The sequence below is a fragment of the Cytobacillus sp. IB215316 genome (assembly GCF_033963865.1).
GTDB classification, from domain to species: domain Bacteria; phylum Bacillota; class Bacilli; order Bacillales; family SM2101; genus Nanhaiella; species Nanhaiella sioensis.
On sequence record NZ_JAXBMC010000002.1, the window covers coordinates 527,727 to 544,934 of the forward strand.

Consider the following 17,208-nt stretch of genomic DNA (forward strand, 5'->3'; position numbering starts at 1 on the left):
AACATATAAAACCACTATTTTTAGTTCAAATTTGTTAACAATAACAACAACATTTACGAAAAGAGCCATACAATCATCTTTCGTGTTATTTAATATATGAAATGATATACTATATTTAATTAAGTTGGTTAGGAGGCGTGTAGGATGGAGTCAGCTTTATTTTCTCCCCACATAATAAAAAGCGTTACTTTAAAAAATAGAATTGTAATGTCTCCAATGTGTATGTATTCATGTTTTGAGGAAGATGGGAAGGTAACAAATTGGCATCTAACTCATTATACTAGCCGAGCGGTTGGACAAGTGGGTTTAATCATGATTGAAGCAACAGCAGTAAAGCCAGAAGGTAGGATATCTGCAAATGATTTAGGTATTTGGGATGTTGCTCACGTTGAAGGTCTCAAACAACTTACAAATCAATTACATAAGAATGGCTCACATGCAGCTATCCAACTTGCACATGCAGGTAGAAAGTCGCAAGTTGAAGGAGCTATATACGGACCATCACCAATTGCTTTTGATCATAAAAGTCGTGTGCCTATTGAAATGACCAAGGCTGACATTGATGATGTAATTCAAGCATTTGCTTTAGCAGCTCGCCGCTCTAAAGAGGCAGGATTTGATATTATTGAAATCCATTCTGCTCACGGCTATTTATTAAATGAGTTTCTCTCTCCACTAACTAATAAACGAACCGATGAGTATGGTGGAAATGTAGCAAATCGTTATCGTTTGTTGAAAGAAGTAATTGATGCTGTCAAATCAGAATGGTCTGGACCATTATTTGTAAGAGTTTCAGCTAATGAATATGATAATCAGGGGAATTCTATTGAAAATTATGTTCAAATTGCTCAGATGATGAAAGAACAAGGCGTTGATTTAATTGATTGTAGCTCAGGCGCTGTAATTCCAACTAGATTCGATGTATTTCCTGGCTATCAAGTCCCTTATGCAGAAACCATTAAACGAAACGCTCATATCCAAACAGGTGCAGTTGGCTTAATTACAACTGGCATACAAGCTGAAGAAATTCTGAAAAATGGCCGCGCAGATTTAATTTTCATCGGACGTGAATTGTTGCGCAACCCATATTGGCCCAAAACAGCTGCCCAAGAATTAGGGGTAACAGTTGAAGGCCCTGGGCAGTACAGCCGTGCATGGTGATCTACCCTATAATATTTTAATTTACTACTTTTGTCCACATAGCTAGATCCTAATTTTGAGATTGGGATTATTAGAATTTCTGTATTAACCTTAACTTTAATGAGGGAACTATCGAATAGTCAACAGTTCCCTCATCGTATAATGATTTTTTAAATCTTTGCATGTAAAATTAACACACTCGTAGTAATTGAGATTCATGATATTATATTAGTTTCATCATTCAACAGTCCTATCTAAATAACAGGACTGTTGAACTCATTTCCTAATGCCTCTATTTAAATGATAGCCCATTTCGACTACCCAATTAATGTGCTTGCTTTTTACACCCCCCTTTACAAACCGTGCTTCTTCATAAGCTCTAATAGAATTTTTATTATATTTATAAACTGTCAACAAGATATTATGCAATCCCAGTATGATAAAACCTTTAAACATCAGTTGTTCCGCCACTGTTCCATAGCCCTTCCTCGACTATCCTCTTCTCCAATAAGGTTATTGCATTTGATTTTGTTATCAACATCTGAGAATAGTGTGTTCTCTATTGGTTTTAATGTTTCTATCTCATAGATAATTAAATTAGTAGTTATAGAGAATTCAAAATTTACCTTTTTATGATCGAATCGTAAATCACCGTTTAACAAAATAGAATGTAAGGTCTTTTTTATTTTAGATAAAGAATCAAGATTTAGTATATTTGAATTGAATAATACAAATTGAACCTATATTTGTGTCATGATACATATTTGCTTTTAAACAATCAGTTCATTCGTATAGTTGACATAAAACAAATTTAATCATATAATTATCTCGAATTAAGATATTCTTAATTCGAGATAACTTTACAGCCATTCTTTTGTGGAAGAAATTTAGAATCGCTGAAAACTGAATTGTTAACCAAAACTCTATTTAAAGGGGGTAAAAAGCATGCTCAATGCAATTGAAGCAAAAAAATTAGAATTCGAATAACCATAGAGTTATACTATATCCATTTATAACTTATTAATTTTCTATTTATTCTTACAAATATTACTGAATCTAATCATGCGAACCAATTTGTATTATAGGAGTGAAATAAATATGAGTGTAGAAAAGAAACGGTATACCGGGGCATCAATCGACGTTACATTTTCGAAAGAAAGATGTATTCATGCTGCGAAATGTGTTAGAGGGTTACCCAAAGTTTTCAACCTTAAAAAAAGACCGTGGATTAATGCCGATGGCGAAACTGTGGATAAAATAGTTGAAGTAATCGAAAGGTGTCCAAGTGGTGCTTTAGAGTATATTAGAAAAGATGGAGGTAAACAAGAAACACCAGCTTATGAAACAACAATCGAAACTGCATCCAATGGTCCTATCTATATAAAAGGAAACCTATCGATTAAACACAAAGAATCTACAATTAAATGTACACGAGCAACTCTTTGTGGATGTGGTTCTTCTAAAAATAGTCCATTCTGTGATAATAGCCATGTAAATGAAAATTAAAAACTTAAATTGGACAACATAATTAAATGGGGTCAACTGAAAACCTATTGGAGGGCATGATGAAAAATATATTAAGAGGAGTAAATCGATTTTATATTGAAGATGCAGGTCAAATAATTGCAGAGATCACCTTTGTAAACTCTGGTGCGGAGCGATTAATCATTGACCATACGTTCGTATCAAACCAACTACGTGGTGAGGGAGTTGGGGAAGCACTAGTAGAAAAGGTAGTCAATCTAGCAAGAGAAGAAAACAAAAAAATTATCCCTTTATGTCCATTTGCTAAAAGTCAATTTGGTAAGAAGCCCGATTATAGGAATGTTCTTGCACACTAATCTTTAATCCTTATATTAATTGAATTTCACATCGTAATTTATCATTAGGTGTGATTCCTACTAACTAACAATATTTAATATATTCAGTATGTAAAAATATGATTAGATTGAGAGTTGATGAGGATGGAAGAAAAAAAGGTAACGTGGCTAGAATTATTTTATGACCTAGTTTTTGTAGCGGCTATATCAACTGCAACACACGTGCTTATCCATGTAGAAGACGGTGTTATACACGCAGAATATTTTGTTAAATTTATCATTATGATGATACCCATTTGGTGGGCATGGGTAGGTCAAACTTTATTCATTAACCGTTTCGGAAAAGATTTTGTTCATCAACGGTTGTATATGATTGTACAAATGTTCTTTGTTCTAATTATGACTTCTAGCTTATCTGTTGATTTTGATACCTATTACGTACCATTCATGGTTGGATATATCGGATTAAGAGTACTGACAGCAATCCAATATATAATAGTACAACAGTATGAAACAATACATCATAAAAAGACTGCACAGTTTTTAGGTAAGTACTTTTGGATTGGAATTATCGTATCTTTTTCTTCTATTTTTTTCGATTCATGGATTAGATATGTCATATTTTATTTAGGTATATTTGTGGATATCTTAGTTCCTATCTTCGGGAGAAAATATTTAGTTAAAGCACCTATTAACATCGGACATCTATTAGAACGCTTTGGACTTTTGACAATTATCTTGTTCGGTGAATTGATTATTAGCACCATTGTCGTCCTACAGCCTGAAAAAGGGAATTTTGAGTCCATCTCCTATGCTGTTATGTCATTTATAGTTATTATAGCGATGTGGTGGCAATATTTTGATAACATAGATAAAAAAATAGACAAATCGATTAAGTCTGCAGGTCAATTGATTGTATATGGACACCTTATTATATTCATTACGTTAAGTATGATTGCTGCTTCTATCAATATGATTTATTTGCACGATTTAAACTATTTGTTTATGATCGGATTATTATTCTTTGCTGTCATTCTTTACTTTTTTGCAACAACATTGGTTTTTCATATGTATAGGTATGAACATCACCGCTTAAAATATAATCATTTAGGATTATTCGTAGGTTTAATATCAATCTTTTTAATTATAGACATCATGTTTGTAGTACCAAGGCTCATTCTTATGATGCAAATAGCAATATTCTTTTTAGTGTATGCTAAAGTAACAACAACTTAAAAAGCGATCTAATGGAGGAAGAAACTAATGGACACACAAAAAACAAAAATTTTAGGTTTTGCAGGTAGTTTACGAAAAGAATCCTACAATCGTGCTCTTCTCCAAGAAGCAATTAGGCTTTCGCCTCAACAAATGGAAATCAATACATTTGACTTGTCTGATATCCCTATGTTTAACGAAGACCTTGAAAAGAATGGAGACCCTTCAATTGTCACTAAATTTAAAAAGGCTATTCAAGAGTCCGACGGCTTACTCATTGTAACTCCAGAATATAATGGAGCCGTTCCTGGTGTGTTAAAAAATGTCCTAGATTGGGCATCTAGAGGTGGAAAAGAAGCCCCATTGTTAAAAAAACCAATTGCAATTATGGGTGGAACTCCAGGCCGAGCAGGTACTGCACAGGCTCAGGCTCAACTAAGACAAATCTTAACTTCAACTCGTTCGTTGGTTATGGTAGAACCACAAGTATTAATATCTGGAGTACACAACTTATTTAATGAACAGGGTGAATTAGTAGATGAGAGAACTAGTCAATATGTTGAAAGGCTCGTTCATTCTTTTGACAAATGGATAAAACATTTTCAGTAAACTTAAAGTCGTGAAAACATACTACATGATTAAAGAACACACGTATAAAAATGTCTATCTATTTTGATAAAATATTGTTTGTTTCACTCTTAGCCTTCAAATATTTTTAACCCCTTCTTAGATTAAGTCGGGGTTAAAGTAGTTGTTGTTTTATTTTTAGACTTCTTCAGATGATATTGTTATTCGGAATCTTAAATCTATTGCTATTATCACTAATTGGGTACTACGAGAAATGGCTTTATATGTTGGTCACTATTTTACACAAGTAAAGAATCCATGAAATCTAGTTGTTTACATGTTTATTTGCTAATACGAAAAACAACTATGATAGAAACAACCTAAGGAAGAGATACACTTTTTGAACATCCCCTATCCTTCGGTCTTTTTTACATTTATCGTTGTAACCCCTTCACTTTTTGATAGTATATCAAAATCATTAGCAATGGTACGATAAATCATCACACTAAGCTATCTACCCCCATTTTTTGGCTAGCATTAATATATTCTAAAAAAACATTATTATTGTAATGGAACGATAAATATCCCAATAAAAATTGAGATGATCCCAAATAAAAGAAGAATAAATTTTAGAAGCCATATTGGAATAACCTTTAAAATCCTTGATATTAAAAAAATAACAACCGTTTCGGATAGAGAAGCATTATAATATGTATTTGGACTAATGAATTCTTCATTTTTTTGTGAGTTTTTATTCATTTTATATCCTGTAATAAGAAAATGTAAGCCGAGTAAAATTACTAGAACTTTTAAAATAATTAACCAAATCACGTAGTTTACCTCTCCTGATTCTGCAATAACAATTAGTTATCTTTTAGTCATTCCCAAGTTTCGTGGATCCTTCCTATCGTTTTTACTTTTGACTAAGTAAAATCCCGTATTGTTTACCATACGTAGCAGCCATGATTGTAATGGAGAGTTATCATATCGCCAATGTTGCTTTCTAGGAATAAAGTTTTAACTCTTAGGTATTTATGATTAATAATTTTTATACTCAATGGTGTATCATTTTACAACCACTTTCGATACAACTCCGCTCTACAAACAAATCAGGTGGAATAAAAATTCCCACCTGATTCCTCAATATTCAAGTTTACGTATGTGTTATAGGATTAATTATTGCTTTTCGTACTATGGTAATACCACAAACTTAGCATTCGTAACATCTAATATAAGCAAACTTTGCTGTTCAAAAGTAGGTAAAATACGAACAAAGTTTCCAACAAGTTTTAATTTATTTACGATGAAACCTTGTTCTATCGCCACTTATTTTTTTCCACTTTTTCCGCTCAGCTATTCTAGCCTTGTTATCTGCTTTTCTTTCAAGATAAGCAAGCTCTTTTGTTATTTTTACAAAGCTTAGAAATCGGCTTTGCTCTAGTACACCTTGATCAATCGCGGATAACACTGCACAACCAGGTTCAGACTGATGCTTGCAATTTGTAAACCTACACTGCTCTGATAGTACTTCTATGTCTTGAAAGCTTTGTGCCACACTATCCTCTGAATCCCACAATTGCAACTCTCTCATGCCTGGAGTATCTATGATAATACCTCCTGTTGTGAGTACGATTAGTTCTCGGTGTGTTGTCGTATGCCTACCTCGATCATCACCTTCACGCACTTGTTGAACAGCTTGAACATCTTTGCCGTATAGTTTATTAGATAGCGTAGATTTCCCAGCACCTGAGGAGCCTAGCAACGCAACTGTTTGACCGTCTGTTAAATATTGTTGCAGGCTTTGAATCCCTGTATCCTCTTTAGCACTAATGACATGGATCGGAACGCCAAATGCTATAGCTTCTACTTTAGCTACTTTTTCTTCAATGTCGATACATAAATCACTTTTAGATAAAACAATGACGGGATTTGCGCCACTTTCCCATGTGAGCAAAATATACCTTTCTAATCTTCTTAAGTTGAAATCTTGATTTAACGCAGCTACTAAAAAGATTGAGTTTACATTTGATGCAACAATTTGCTCTTCAGTAACTTCTCCTGCACTTTTTCGTGAAAACTTACTTTGCCTTGGTAACACCGCATGGATTAAAGCTCTATCTTCATTTGGTTGTGTTGTAATTACGACCCAATCTCCAACAGCAGGAAAATCTTCTCTAGCTTGAGTATTGTAACGAAATTTTCCCGAAACCTCTCCTAATAGTTCTCCTTGCTCTGTAAATATTCGGTACATCCGCTTATGTTCTAATGCGACTCTTCCTACTGTGTATTCTGAGTTATCGTATGGTAAAAATGCTTCTTCAAATTGTTTATTCCATCCTAAAGTAAATAAATTCAATGTAATTCCTCCGATATGTTTGAATGTTTTTTTATTTTTGTTAAAATTTTTGGTTGTCTTCTTTTGTCCAAAATCACAAAAAAACCATAGGCATACTACAGCCCATGGCTAAACATTCATATCATATCGTTTCTCAAATTGAAAGCAAATTGAAACTTATATACCTATGTTTATGGGCTGTATTATGAAATATCCAGTTACGCTTTTAATTACAATTAATTTACTCATAATACAACCCTCCCCGTTCAAATAATGTATGTATAATATATCATTGCAAAATATAAATGTAAAGGTTTATTGTATAAATTTTCTTGTTATAGATTATTCTATACATAAATTAAGGAAACTCCTAATAGCTAAGGAGCTGTGAGCTTAAAATGTCGAAGAATAACGGTTATCATCCCATACAACACTCAAGTCGTCAGCCATTATTTAAACAAATATGGGAAGATCTCATATTTGCTCATTGGCCTGTATGTAAACGATCTTTACAAAAGATCATCCCGTATCCATTAAAACTAGATTGTTACGAAAAACAAGCATGGATAAGTATCGTATTTCTTTCGGTGAGTGGCATGTATGTTAATGGCATCCCATTTTTATCGTTGTTCAAACCTTTTCAACAAATCAATGTAAGGACCTATGTTACATATCAAGGAATCCGAGGCGTCTTTTTTCTAAAGATTCATGCATCCAATTTCATCGCAAGCCGTCTTGCTACTTTTTTTTACCATTTACCATATACTTATTCTATAATATCAACCGACAACGACCAAAATCGATACAGCTATATGTGCTCTCAAAAACAGCGTCAACTCTCACCACTACTTCATGCACATTTTACAATTGATGATGAAGAATTCACTCCTCACAATGAAGATTTTGCGAGCTTTTTAGTAAATCGTTATTGTTTGTTTATCGTCAACAAACATAATAACGTCTACCGTGGAGATCTTCTACACGAACCTTGGCTGCTCCGAAAAGGCACTTGCACTTCCTTTGACAGTTCTTCTTTTTTTGGTCAAAATCTTTCTATAATTAAAGAACAACCTATCGTTCATTATTCATCTAAGAAAGATGCTTTATTATGGAGGTTAGTTAATACCACTGACAATTAACAGCTATGATGAAGCAAATATCACTATATTAAAATTTAGCTCAGCTATTAATTTCTTTTAGTTTTGATAATATTTTTTCTCGCATTTCTAATGAGGAAAAGTAGACAGGGTCAAGAATTTCTAATAATAACTCTTGCTTTTCTCGTGGATTCTTCACTTTATTTTTTATTATGTGCCTACATTCATATAAAAAGTCTACATAATGACTATAGGTTTCATCGTATTGATTCGTTAGTTCATCTCGAATTTTTTTTGCTAACTGAGGGCTAGCCCCATCAGTCGAAACTGAAATAGATAGTTTTCCTCTCCGTAATATACTAGGAACGGTAAAATTTCCTAAGTGAGGCTGATCTACAACATTTAATAGTGTATGACAATTTGTAGCATCAGCGACGTCTCTATTAACGATTTCGTTGTCGGTTGCTGCAATAACTACAAATGCATTATCTACATCACTAGGATCAAACGTTTTTTCTTTCCAAACCACCTGATGATTTGCTACATAGGTTTTCATTGTTTCGTTTATATTTGGGCTTACAACGACTACATTAGCACCTGCGCCGATTAAATGCTTAACTTTTCGAGATGCAACCTTACCACCACCAACAACTACTGCATTTCTGTTTTCCAGTTGAACTAAGATTGGAAAGCTACTCATCTTGTTTCTCCTTATAGCGTGTTATAACAATGCTTCTGTACGCTCTTTAATGATATCTCCTAAATATTTATGATAACCGAGATAATTGCATAAAATATATTCTTTTTCATTGGATGCTATGCTCTGAATTGTATGCTCCATTGATTTCATTAGTATACCAGTAAACAACAAATATGGTAGTACAAGGACTTTGTTATATTGGGAATATATAGTTTGCTGTAACATATCATCAAAAGAAGGCTCTGCTGCTGCTAAAAAACACGTATCAACTGAACCTGCTCCTGTTTGCTCAAGTAAGAGATTGGCAATCGTCCGTAAATCACGAGGAGCATCAGGATCACTACTACCTCTACCTACGAGCAAAATTAACGTATTTCCATCAATAATTGTTGTTTTCTCATGTAATCTTTCGAGCAAAATATCAATGATTTTGTCATGAACACCTATAGGTTGACCATATTTAATTACTATGTCAGGAAAATGAGTGCTAGCTTTTGCTAATTCGTTTGGTATATCTTTTTTTGCGTGGTGGGCGGTAAGTAATAAAATTGGCACAACAATAATTTCAGTAGCACCTCGCTCCACACAATTGTTAATTCCTTCAGCAATTGTTGGTGATGCTAGCTCTAAAAAACAATGTTCTTGAATGGGGATTGAAATTAGTTGCTTCATTTCGTTTATAAAAGAAACAGCTTGAAGTTTAGCTTCCTCAACCCTACTACCATGCCCTATATAGAGAATAGCTTTCACTTTCATCCCCTCCTCGTATAATTGTAAGTGAATAATAGTACGAATATGCATACATGTACCCAACTCGTTGAATCGCATCTTTTCTGAAATTTAACAGTGGGTTAGTATATTTTAATACAATACAACAAAACGAAAACACCCTAAAAATATTATAGTTTATACTAAGGCTTTTTCATATTGCTTGTTGCTATTGATAGTAAGAAATAAAACAATATTTCTTGGCATCTTTCTCATTTAAAAAAAGGCCTGCGTTTAGAAACCATATAAAAATAAAGTTTACGAAAGGCTGCTTTCAATGATTGTTGCTTTGCGTTCTAAGTATTAAGCACGTATACACCTAGCCTTCGGGACATCTTTTCTACAATTTACATTTATTGAGTTCTCATAAAACTCATCATACTATCCATTACTAATATAAATAACAACATATTTTACTAAAAGAGTCTATGCTAAAACAAAACCACTTCCATTGCGGATAATCTTCTTTTCATATAGTGTGATATCATCTATATCAGGCATACTTAAAAAATGCTTTTCTAACTCTATTTCTACATAACGAAACGCTTCATCATCGCTTTTTGATGCAATGACTACGTCTACAATCTCTTCATTTATTTTCACTTCAAATTTGTACAAATTCACTTTAATCACCTACTAAGTTAAATACGTAGTGGAAAAGTCAGGGTGACTATCCATCTTGATTTTGACCGATAATGAGATGAGCTTGCTATTCATTAACTCTCTCTATAACAATATGCATGTAAATAATGACTCACATGAAGGTGTAGTACCTTCATGTGAGAATTTGTTCATTATCCTTTGTGTTTAAGTTAGATGTATTTCATTGACCATAGCTTTTTCGTATAAAGAATTAAATACTTATAAACCAAGTATTTGTGACACCTTTTCTCATTTAATATAAGGTTACTTGCAAAAATTATTAATTACTGTTCAAAAAAGTCTCAATAACAACAAGGTTTACGAAAGGCTTACATGTTATATTTGTGCTAAAATTTGGTCTAGTTCGTTTTGAAGCGGTTCAATCCCTACACGACCAACAAAGTCATAGAATGATTCTTTCTCTACTTTATTCTCCTTGAAATAGCTTAGGAAATCTTTTAATACTGGGCCTAAATTGTCCGCATCAACTTTTCCCTTTAATTTTTCATTAAATTTCCCATCATTATTTAGTGTACCACCAACATAGATTTCAAAAGCCTCTACCATACCTTTTTCTTTTGTTTTCATTTTCACACCTTGTAAACCAATATCTGCAATTTGACGTTGACCACAAGAATTTGGACAGCCAACCATATGAATGCGTACAGGATGATCAATTGCAATTTCTTCATCTAAATATTCAGCAATACTTCGCATTCTTTCTTTTGTTTCTACAAGTGCTAAATTACAATATTCAATACCTGTACATGAGACAGAATATGCAATAAAGTTCCTAGGATTGATTGAAATTCTAGTAAAGATTTGTTCCTTTAACAATACATCTACCTGTTCATCTGGAATATTTGGAATGATCAAGTTTTGAGAATTACAAGTGCGGATTTCACCATTTCCGTATGCTTTTGATATCCGAGCAAGCTCAAAAACCTCGTCAGCAGTTAGCCTTCCTACAGGCACGTTAAAGCCAACATAACTTAATCCCTCTTGTTTTTGTTTGTGTACTCCATAAAAATAACCTGCATTCCATTCCTTCAATTCATTTTTACCTTTTGAAAGTAATGGTCCAGTCAGTTCTTCTAATTTTTCTTTGAATTTCTCTACTCCCCAGTCAGCAACTAAAAATTTCAATCGTGCTAAATGGCGCTTTTCACGATAACCGTAATCTCGAAATAAAGTTGTGATTGCTATTGCTGTCTCCTTGAGTTTTTCAGGAAGTATGAATACATCAAGTTCTTGTGCTAAAAACGGACGTGCTGAAAGCCCTCCACCTACTTTAATATGGAATCCAGCAACTTGTTTTCCGTCAATTTCTTTTGTTGCTGGAATAAATGCTAAACAATTTATTTCTGCATGCCCCGCATTATGGACATTTGCACTTATTGACATTTTATACTTTCTAGGAAGGTTTGAGAAATCTTCATTATGCTGGAAAAATTCATATACTTCTTTAACAATAGGTTCTGTATCAAACAGCTCACTTCCATCAATACCTGCAAGCGGGTTACCAACTATCGTACGAGTAATATCTCCACAAGCCCCAACTGAAGACAAACCCACGCTTTCTAAGCGTTTGAAAATATCTGGAATTTGTTCAATTGTTAGCCAATGGAACTGTACAGCTTGACGTGTTGTTATGTCAAAAACACCTCTACCATAATCTTTACTAATCCCAGCTAATACATTAGCTTGATCATAAGTCAAAATTCCAGAAGGAACATTAACCCTCATCATAAAATATCCATCTTCTTTAGGCTTTTGTAAGTATAAGCCTGCCCACTTAAAGTAATCCCATTGATCTTTTGGGATAGATTGAAAACCATTTTTCGCATAATGTGGAATATCGTTTAATATTTCTAACCCATCTTTTTGTAACTTCTGTTTTTCATTTTTGTTTAATTTTTCATTGTTTTCCCATGTTTTCACATATGCCATTTAGCACCCTCCTTAACTCCCTTATAACGTATTATAGCTCATGTTCAATAAATATCGAAAAATAACTGTTGTGAAGTGTACCCTCTCTACTTTCATCCCAAGACTATATTCGTTAATTAAATATAAGTATGGAGTTTCCTTCAATAACATCATTGAACGTATGAAACTCTGAAGGAAACTTTTTTATATAATCTATTATTGTATATATATAGTAACTAATGCAAAATTATTTACGAAAGGAACCATATTATTTTACTATTGATTTTTCTTTTAAATAATTTATTACCTGTTCAACAGATTGCTCTATTGACAGTTTGTTGCTTTCAATAATCAATTCAGGTTGTTCAGGAGGCTCATATGGTGAGCTAATGCCTGTGAATTCAGGAATTTCACCTTTCCGCGCCTTGTCATATAACCCCTTTGGATCACGTGTTTCACATACTTCAAGTGGACACTTTACGTATACTTCGATGAACTCATGATTAGAAAAAAGCTCTCTTACGCTATTACGGTCTTCTCTAAACGGTGAAATAAAAGCTGTCAAAACAATTTGACCACTATCTGTAAATAGCTTAGATACCTCTCCAATACGCCGTATGTTCTCTTTACGATCATTTTCACTAAAGCCAAGGTCTTTGTTCAAACCATGACGTATGTTATCACCGTCTAAAACATAAGTTCTAACGCGGGTTTCATGAAGTTTAACTTCAACTGCATTCGCAAGCGTTGACTTTCCAGATCCAGAAAGTCCGGTAAACCATAACACACAACTTTTATGATTATTTAAGCTGTTTCGATCTTTCCTAGTAATTGTTGTTTCGTGCCATACGATGTTTTTAGATGATGACATGGACACCTCTCCTATATTACTTAATATATAATAATACAAGACTGCTTTCGCATTAATTGTTACTTTTCATTCAAAGATATAAGCACGTATACATCTAGTGTTGGTGGCATCTATTCTACTTAGACAATTATGAAGCACCATCTTTAATAAAATAGCAACAAAGTTTACCAAAAGAGCCCGATCCAAAAATGTTATATTTTTAATAATGGGGCTGCCTAATAAGATTTTTCAACTCCCTTAATAGACGCCCCTATTAAATATCTCGTCACTTCTACTCAAAGTTGTCAACACGGAACATTATGAGTGGACTGATGTTTTTTCAATCCTTTAATAAGTACCTCCGCAACCTCTGGTCGAGTAAATTCTTCTGGAGGAACCTCCCCATTTCTTAACATTTCTCTTACTTTCGTACCACTTAAATGAAGATGATCTTCAGAACTGCTAGGTGTTGTTTTCGAAGTAGCCATCGTTTTCGTCTTTTTGCAATAAAACGCATGTTCAAATTTTAAAATTTCGATGCCTATTTCTTCTTTAGAAAATTGATCAAAAATCTTTTGTGCGTCATAAGTTCCATAGTAATCTCCTACACCTGCATGATCACGGCCAACGATAAAATGAGTACACCCATAGTTTTTTCGAACTAGAGCATGGAAAATTGCTTCTCTAGGACCAGCATAGCGCATCGCGGCTGGAAATACTGCTAAAAAGACTCTTTCCTTAGGGTAATAGTGCTTAAGTAGCACTTCATAGCTTTCCATTCTCACATCTGCTGGAACGTCATCAGACTTTGTTTCTCCTACAAGAGGATTAAGTAAAAGACCGTCAACAATTTCTAGTGCACTTTTTTGAATATACTCATGTGCACGATGAACAGGGTTACGAGTCTGAAATCCTACCACTGTTTTCCACTGCTTTTGTTTAAATATTTCTCTTGTTTCTCGAGGATCAAGATAGTACTCATTAAATCTATCCTTCTTTGGACGCTCAACTAAATATATAGGACCAGCAACATATACATTAGGACGATCAAATAATTTTTTTACACCAGGATGTGATAAATCTGTCGTTTGAAATACGTGCTGAGCTTCTACTTCTTTATCTAGTGTATAGACCTCAGTTATTGTAATGACTCCATAAACAGTGCCATCTTTAACAAGTTTTGCTTTTTCGCCTACAATTAGTTTTGAAGCTTTATCCGCGGAAACTGGTAGTGTAATAGGGATACTCCATGGTGCACCTGAATTTAAGCGCATATCATGCACAACTGAAGTATAATCTTTATAGCCTAAGAAGCCTTCTAGTGGGCTATAGCCCCCTGTTGCAATCAATTCTAAATCACTTAAAGCCATTAAATCTAACTCAATTTCTGTTGTAATGTCGTTCACTGAATAAGGAGAGTTAAGGCGTTGAATCAATTCTCCCCCATGTGGTTTCAAACTCATAAGTTACCTCCGTTTTAAGTTATCTTATCTTTTTAGTCGGAATTAAAGCGCTAAATACCTCCGCCGTCTTCATGATATGACCGTCTATCTTCTTGTGTATACCTCATTAACTTCAACAAGCCATACGATGCAAAAGCAGCACTCATCATTGCACTTACAACATATAAATCTACTTGAATAAATAATTTGATAAATCCATAAGATACTGCTAAGGCAAATACTGGTGAAACAATCCAAACTAGGAGAAGTTTTTTAATTAATCGTTTCTTTAAGAGGCCTCTACCTTGCTCGGCAATACCAATGCCTATTATGCCCGAAGTGGTTACTTGTGTCATCGGTACCGGAAGCCCGAAAATTGATGCGATAAATACAAGGCCTGCTCCTGTACCTGATACTACACTCCCTTGTAATAACGATAATCTTACGATTTTCTTGCCATTCGTTTCAATGACTCTTCTACCTAAGACAATTGCTCCAATTCCGATAAACAAACCACCTATGATGATGCCAGATTGTAATGTGATCAGCTCAGCTCCTACAAGTGGTCCAATTGCATTAGCAACATTGTTCATTCCTGCAGAAAAAGCTTCAAGAAAACCTGTCAACACAACTAGTACTGCTAATATAGTCTTCCACTTTTTTGACTGTAGGAAACCTTGTTTACTTTCTACCCTCTTAACTAACTTGCCAAATAAAAACGTAATTGTAAATGAAACTAGCGGTGTGATAATCCAAAACAGCATAATAATAATTAAAGTATCAAACATAAGTGCTTTAAAAGCTATACCTACTCCAACTACCGCTCCGACAGTCACTTCACTCGTTGATAAAGGAATACCTAAAATATTGGCAATGAATAAAGAAATTGTAGCTGCTGCAAGAATGCTAATTGCTATATGAACATTAATGATTGACGCTGGAACAATTTCAGTCCCTATCGTTTTAACAACTTCTCCTCCACCTAATGCAGCACCTAAAAAAACACCTATGCCACTAATAACAAGTGCAATGTTCTTTTTGGAAATGACACCAGATCCGTACGCAACTCCCATGGAGGCAGCTGCTCCACTAGCACCAATATTTAATGCGAATAAAATAGCCACAACAAATGCGGTTATTGTAAATATCATCTACTCTTCTTCCTAACCTGATTGATGTAATCCGCATTCTGTTTTAGAGCTATTCGCCCAACGTCCAGCTCGGGAATCTTTATCATCACCAGTTGGTAACGTACAATACTCACACCCGATACTTGGATAGCCTTGATCGTGTAAGCGATTGTAAGGCAAATTAAAGAACCGGATATAATTCCAAATATCTTCCCAACTCCAATGGATGAGTGGACATATTTTAATAGACTGAAACTTATCATCTTTATTGATGAAATTTGTCTGGCTTCTCGATTGAGATTGCTCTCTTCTTAGTCCAGATATCCATGCTAAATTACCTTTTAATGCTTTTTGCAGTGGTAATATTTTTCTAATATTACAGCATTGATTAGGGTTTGTTTTCCAAAGCTCATCACCATGTTGTTCTGCCTGCTCTTTAAGAGTTAGCTCTGGCTTTTGAAGCATAATTTGTAAGGTAGGATATTTTTCTTTCACTCTGTCAATTAACTCATAAGTTTCTTTAAAATGTACATCGGTATCAAGAAAAACGATTTTAGCTGTCTTATTAACTTTATTAATGAGATCAATAAGAACCATTCCTTCTGCCCCGAAGCTACAAGCATAAACAATCTCATCTTTATATTCTTTATAAGCCCATTTCAACACATCTAAACTTTCTTTAAACTGCGCTTGAATATCTGTTGATAGTTGATCTGACCAGCTATCATACGTTATTGAAGCCATGTTCTCCCCCCTTTTTTAATGCCACAAATGGATGTTCGTTTAAATACATTTTACTTCTCATTTCACCTTTCCAAGAAAAGATTACCATTATGAATAATCGACTTTAAGGATATTTCCAACCAAACAAGTAGGAATACAATGATTAGTATTTGTTCTAGTTTATAAAATTCTGATAAGAAAATCAATCAAATATTTTTTTTCGGATAAAATTAGGTCTTATTCCTATACAAAAAACTCATATTTTATTGAATAGACTACGTATTCAAGCTAACAATATATAGTGTTAAATATTTAATTTATTAAAATTTTTATATTGTAATTAATTCTTATTGATAATTATTATAATCTGTAATATAATATAATTATTCTAATTTAGGAGGATTCATTTATGACAAACACTACACTTATTCAATCCCTTAACCAACAACTAGCAAACTGGAACGTATTGTATACGAAGCTTCATAATTACCATTGGTATGTTACTGGAGCTGATTTCTTTACTCTACATGCTAAGTTTGAGGAATTTTACGACGAGGCAGCTACTTATATTGATGAAATCGCTGAAAGAATTCTAACTATCGAAGGACAACCTATTGCATCGTTAGCTGACTATTTAAAACACACTTCAATCGAAGAAGCAACGAACAAAGAAACACCAAAAGATATGGTTGGAGCCATTGCCGAAGACTTTTTTAAAGTGATCCACGAATCCAAACTATTAATTGAACAAGCAGAAGATGCTAATGACCAACCTACTGCGGATATGTTTATCGGCATTAAAAACTCATTAGAAAAGCATGTGTGGATGTTAAACGCATACTTAAAATAA

General features: G+C 33.9%; 17 protein-coding genes. 7 read left to right on the forward strand and 10 right to left on the reverse strand.

Annotated features, from left to right (window positions below; genetic code table 11):
* The first annotated feature begins 144 nt into the window (after positions 1 to 144).
* The 5 genes from namA (at position 145) to SLH48_RS06785 (ending at position 4,784) form a co-directional block, all read left to right on the forward strand.
* Positions 145 to 1,161, forward strand: a complete 1,017-nt coding sequence (namA, locus tag SLH48_RS06765; RefSeq protein ID WP_320257511.1) for an NADPH dehydrogenase NamA — start codon at positions 145 to 147, stop codon at positions 1,159 to 1,161.
* A 1,077-nt stretch (positions 1,162 to 2,238) separates the two neighbouring features.
* Positions 2,239 to 2,646 carry a (4Fe-4S)-binding protein gene (locus tag SLH48_RS06770; RefSeq protein ID WP_320257512.1) on the forward strand — a complete coding sequence of 136 codons (408 nt, stop codon included), beginning with the start codon at positions 2,239 to 2,241 and terminating at the stop codon, positions 2,644 to 2,646.
* Positions 2,647 to 2,705: 59 nt separating this feature from the next.
* Positions 2,706 to 2,981: a GNAT family N-acetyltransferase gene (locus SLH48_RS06775; protein ID WP_320257513.1), complete on the forward strand. Its 276-nt coding sequence runs from the start codon at positions 2,706 to 2,708 to the stop codon at positions 2,979 to 2,981.
* Between the two features lie 123 nt (positions 2,982 to 3,104).
* Positions 3,105 to 4,196: a low temperature requirement protein A gene (locus SLH48_RS06780; protein ID WP_320257514.1), complete on the forward strand. Its 1,092-nt coding sequence runs from the start codon at positions 3,105 to 3,107 to the stop codon at positions 4,194 to 4,196.
* A gap of 27 nt (positions 4,197 to 4,223) precedes the next feature.
* Positions 4,224 to 4,784 (forward strand): NADPH-dependent FMN reductase, encoded by a 561-nt coding sequence (locus SLH48_RS06785; protein ID WP_320257515.1) that lies wholly within the window; start codon positions 4,224 to 4,226, stop codon positions 4,782 to 4,784.
* Between the two features lie 519 nt (positions 4,785 to 5,303).
* Here the strand turns inward: SLH48_RS06785 and SLH48_RS06790 are convergent.
* A complete protein-coding gene (locus SLH48_RS06790; protein WP_320257516.1) occupies positions 5,304 to 5,573 on the reverse strand; it encodes a hypothetical protein in 270 nt (89 codons plus the stop codon).
* A gap of 463 nt (positions 5,574 to 6,036) precedes the next feature.
* The gene (gene rsgA / locus SLH48_RS06795; RefSeq protein WP_320257517.1) at positions 6,037 to 7,098 is read right to left on the reverse strand and encodes a ribosome small subunit-dependent GTPase A; all 1,062 of its coding nucleotides are present in this window, start codon (positions 7,096 to 7,098) and stop codon (positions 6,037 to 6,039) included.
* A gap of 377 nt (positions 7,099 to 7,475) precedes the next feature.
* Between rsgA and SLH48_RS06800 the strand changes: the two genes are divergently transcribed.
* Positions 7,476 to 8,216 carry a DUF2071 domain-containing protein gene (locus SLH48_RS06800; protein ID WP_320257518.1) on the forward strand — a complete coding sequence of 247 codons (741 nt, stop codon included), beginning with the start codon at positions 7,476 to 7,478 and terminating at the stop codon, positions 8,214 to 8,216.
* 40 nt (positions 8,217 to 8,256) lie between these two features.
* Here the strand turns inward: SLH48_RS06800 and SLH48_RS06805 are convergent, their stop codons facing one another.
* The 8 genes from SLH48_RS06805 to SLH48_RS06840 all read right to left on the reverse strand — a co-directional run bounded on the left by SLH48_RS06805 (position 8,257) and on the right by SLH48_RS06840 (position 16,379).
* Positions 8,257 to 8,874, reverse strand: coding sequence for an NAD(P)-binding protein (locus tag SLH48_RS06805; protein WP_320257519.1), 618 nt, complete (start codon positions 8,872 to 8,874; stop codon positions 8,257 to 8,259).
* 21 nt (positions 8,875 to 8,895) lie between these two features.
* Complete coding sequence (locus SLH48_RS06810; RefSeq protein WP_320257520.1) at positions 8,896 to 9,630, reverse strand: sirohydrochlorin chelatase; 735 nt, start codon at positions 9,628 to 9,630, stop codon at positions 8,896 to 8,898.
* Positions 9,631 to 10,068: 438 nt separating this feature from the next.
* Positions 10,069 to 10,266, reverse strand: a complete 198-nt coding sequence (locus SLH48_RS06815; RefSeq protein ID WP_214481992.1) for a DUF3906 family protein — start codon at positions 10,264 to 10,266, stop codon at positions 10,069 to 10,071.
* A 354-nt stretch (positions 10,267 to 10,620) separates the two neighbouring features.
* Positions 10,621 to 12,234 carry a nitrite/sulfite reductase gene (locus tag SLH48_RS06820; RefSeq protein ID WP_320257521.1) on the reverse strand — a complete coding sequence of 538 codons (1,614 nt, stop codon included), beginning with the start codon at positions 12,232 to 12,234 and terminating at the stop codon, positions 10,621 to 10,623.
* A gap of 247 nt (positions 12,235 to 12,481) precedes the next feature.
* Positions 12,482 to 13,084, reverse strand: coding sequence for an adenylyl-sulfate kinase (gene cysC, locus SLH48_RS06825; protein WP_320257522.1), 603 nt, complete (start codon positions 13,082 to 13,084; stop codon positions 12,482 to 12,484).
* Between the two features lie 284 nt (positions 13,085 to 13,368).
* Positions 13,369 to 14,526 (reverse strand): sulfate adenylyltransferase, encoded by a 1,158-nt coding sequence (gene sat / locus SLH48_RS06830; RefSeq protein ID WP_320257523.1) that lies wholly within the window; start codon positions 14,524 to 14,526, stop codon positions 13,369 to 13,371.
* Positions 14,527 to 14,576: 50 nt separating this feature from the next.
* On the reverse strand, positions 14,577 to 15,656 hold the full coding sequence (locus SLH48_RS06835; RefSeq protein ID WP_320257524.1) for an anion permease: 1,080 nt from the start codon (positions 15,654 to 15,656) through the stop codon (positions 14,577 to 14,579).
* A 12-nt stretch (positions 15,657 to 15,668) separates the two neighbouring features.
* On the reverse strand, positions 15,669 to 16,379 hold the full coding sequence (locus tag SLH48_RS06840; RefSeq protein WP_214481979.1) for a phosphoadenylyl-sulfate reductase: 711 nt from the start codon (positions 16,377 to 16,379) through the stop codon (positions 15,669 to 15,671).
* 388 nt (positions 16,380 to 16,767) lie between these two features.
* Here SLH48_RS06840 and SLH48_RS06845 point away from each other — a divergent pair, with 388 nt between their 5' ends.
* Positions 16,768 to 17,208, forward strand: coding sequence for a Dps family protein (locus tag SLH48_RS06845; protein WP_320257525.1), 441 nt, complete (start codon positions 16,768 to 16,770; stop codon positions 17,206 to 17,208).

What these genes read in the sequence shown, in the direction of transcription:
- SLH48_RS06780 (WP_320257514.1), top strand. Translation starts at nt 3,105, where the DNA reads ATGGAAGAAAAAAAGGTAACGTGGCTAGAATTATTTTATGACCTAGTT.
- cysC (WP_320257522.1), bottom strand. Translation starts at nt 13,084, where the DNA reads ATGTCATCATCTAAAAACATCGTATGGCACGAAACAACAATTACTAGG.
- SLH48_RS06820 (WP_320257521.1), bottom strand. Translation starts at nt 12,234, where the DNA reads ATGGCATATGTGAAAACATGGGAAAACAATGAAAAATTAAACAAAAAT.
- namA (WP_320257511.1), top strand. Translation starts at nt 145, where the DNA reads ATGGAGTCAGCTTTATTTTCTCCCCACATAATAAAAAGCGTTACTTTA.
- SLH48_RS06800 (WP_320257518.1), top strand. Translation starts at nt 7,476, where the DNA reads ATGTCGAAGAATAACGGTTATCATCCCATACAACACTCAAGTCGTCAG.
- SLH48_RS06840 (WP_214481979.1), bottom strand. Translation starts at nt 16,379, where the DNA reads ATGGCTTCAATAACGTATGATAGCTGGTCAGATCAACTATCAACAGAT.
- sat (WP_320257523.1), bottom strand. Translation starts at nt 14,526, where the DNA reads ATGAGTTTGAAACCACATGGGGGAGAATTGATTCAACGCCTTAACTCT.
- SLH48_RS06775 (WP_320257513.1), top strand. Translation starts at nt 2,706, where the DNA reads ATGAAAAATATATTAAGAGGAGTAAATCGATTTTATATTGAAGATGCA.
- SLH48_RS06805 (WP_320257519.1), bottom strand. Translation starts at nt 8,874, where the DNA reads ATGAGTAGCTTTCCAATCTTAGTTCAACTGGAAAACAGAAATGCAGTA.
- SLH48_RS06785 (WP_320257515.1), top strand. Translation starts at nt 4,224, where the DNA reads ATGGACACACAAAAAACAAAAATTTTAGGTTTTGCAGGTAGTTTACGA.
- SLH48_RS06770 (WP_320257512.1), top strand. Translation starts at nt 2,239, where the DNA reads ATGAGTGTAGAAAAGAAACGGTATACCGGGGCATCAATCGACGTTACA.
- SLH48_RS06810 (WP_320257520.1), bottom strand. Translation starts at nt 9,630, where the DNA reads ATGAAAGTGAAAGCTATTCTCTATATAGGGCATGGTAGTAGGGTTGAG.
- SLH48_RS06845 (WP_320257525.1), top strand. Translation starts at nt 16,768, where the DNA reads ATGACAAACACTACACTTATTCAATCCCTTAACCAACAACTAGCAAAC.
- SLH48_RS06835 (WP_320257524.1), bottom strand. Translation starts at nt 15,656, where the DNA reads ATGATATTTACAATAACCGCATTTGTTGTGGCTATTTTATTCGCATTA.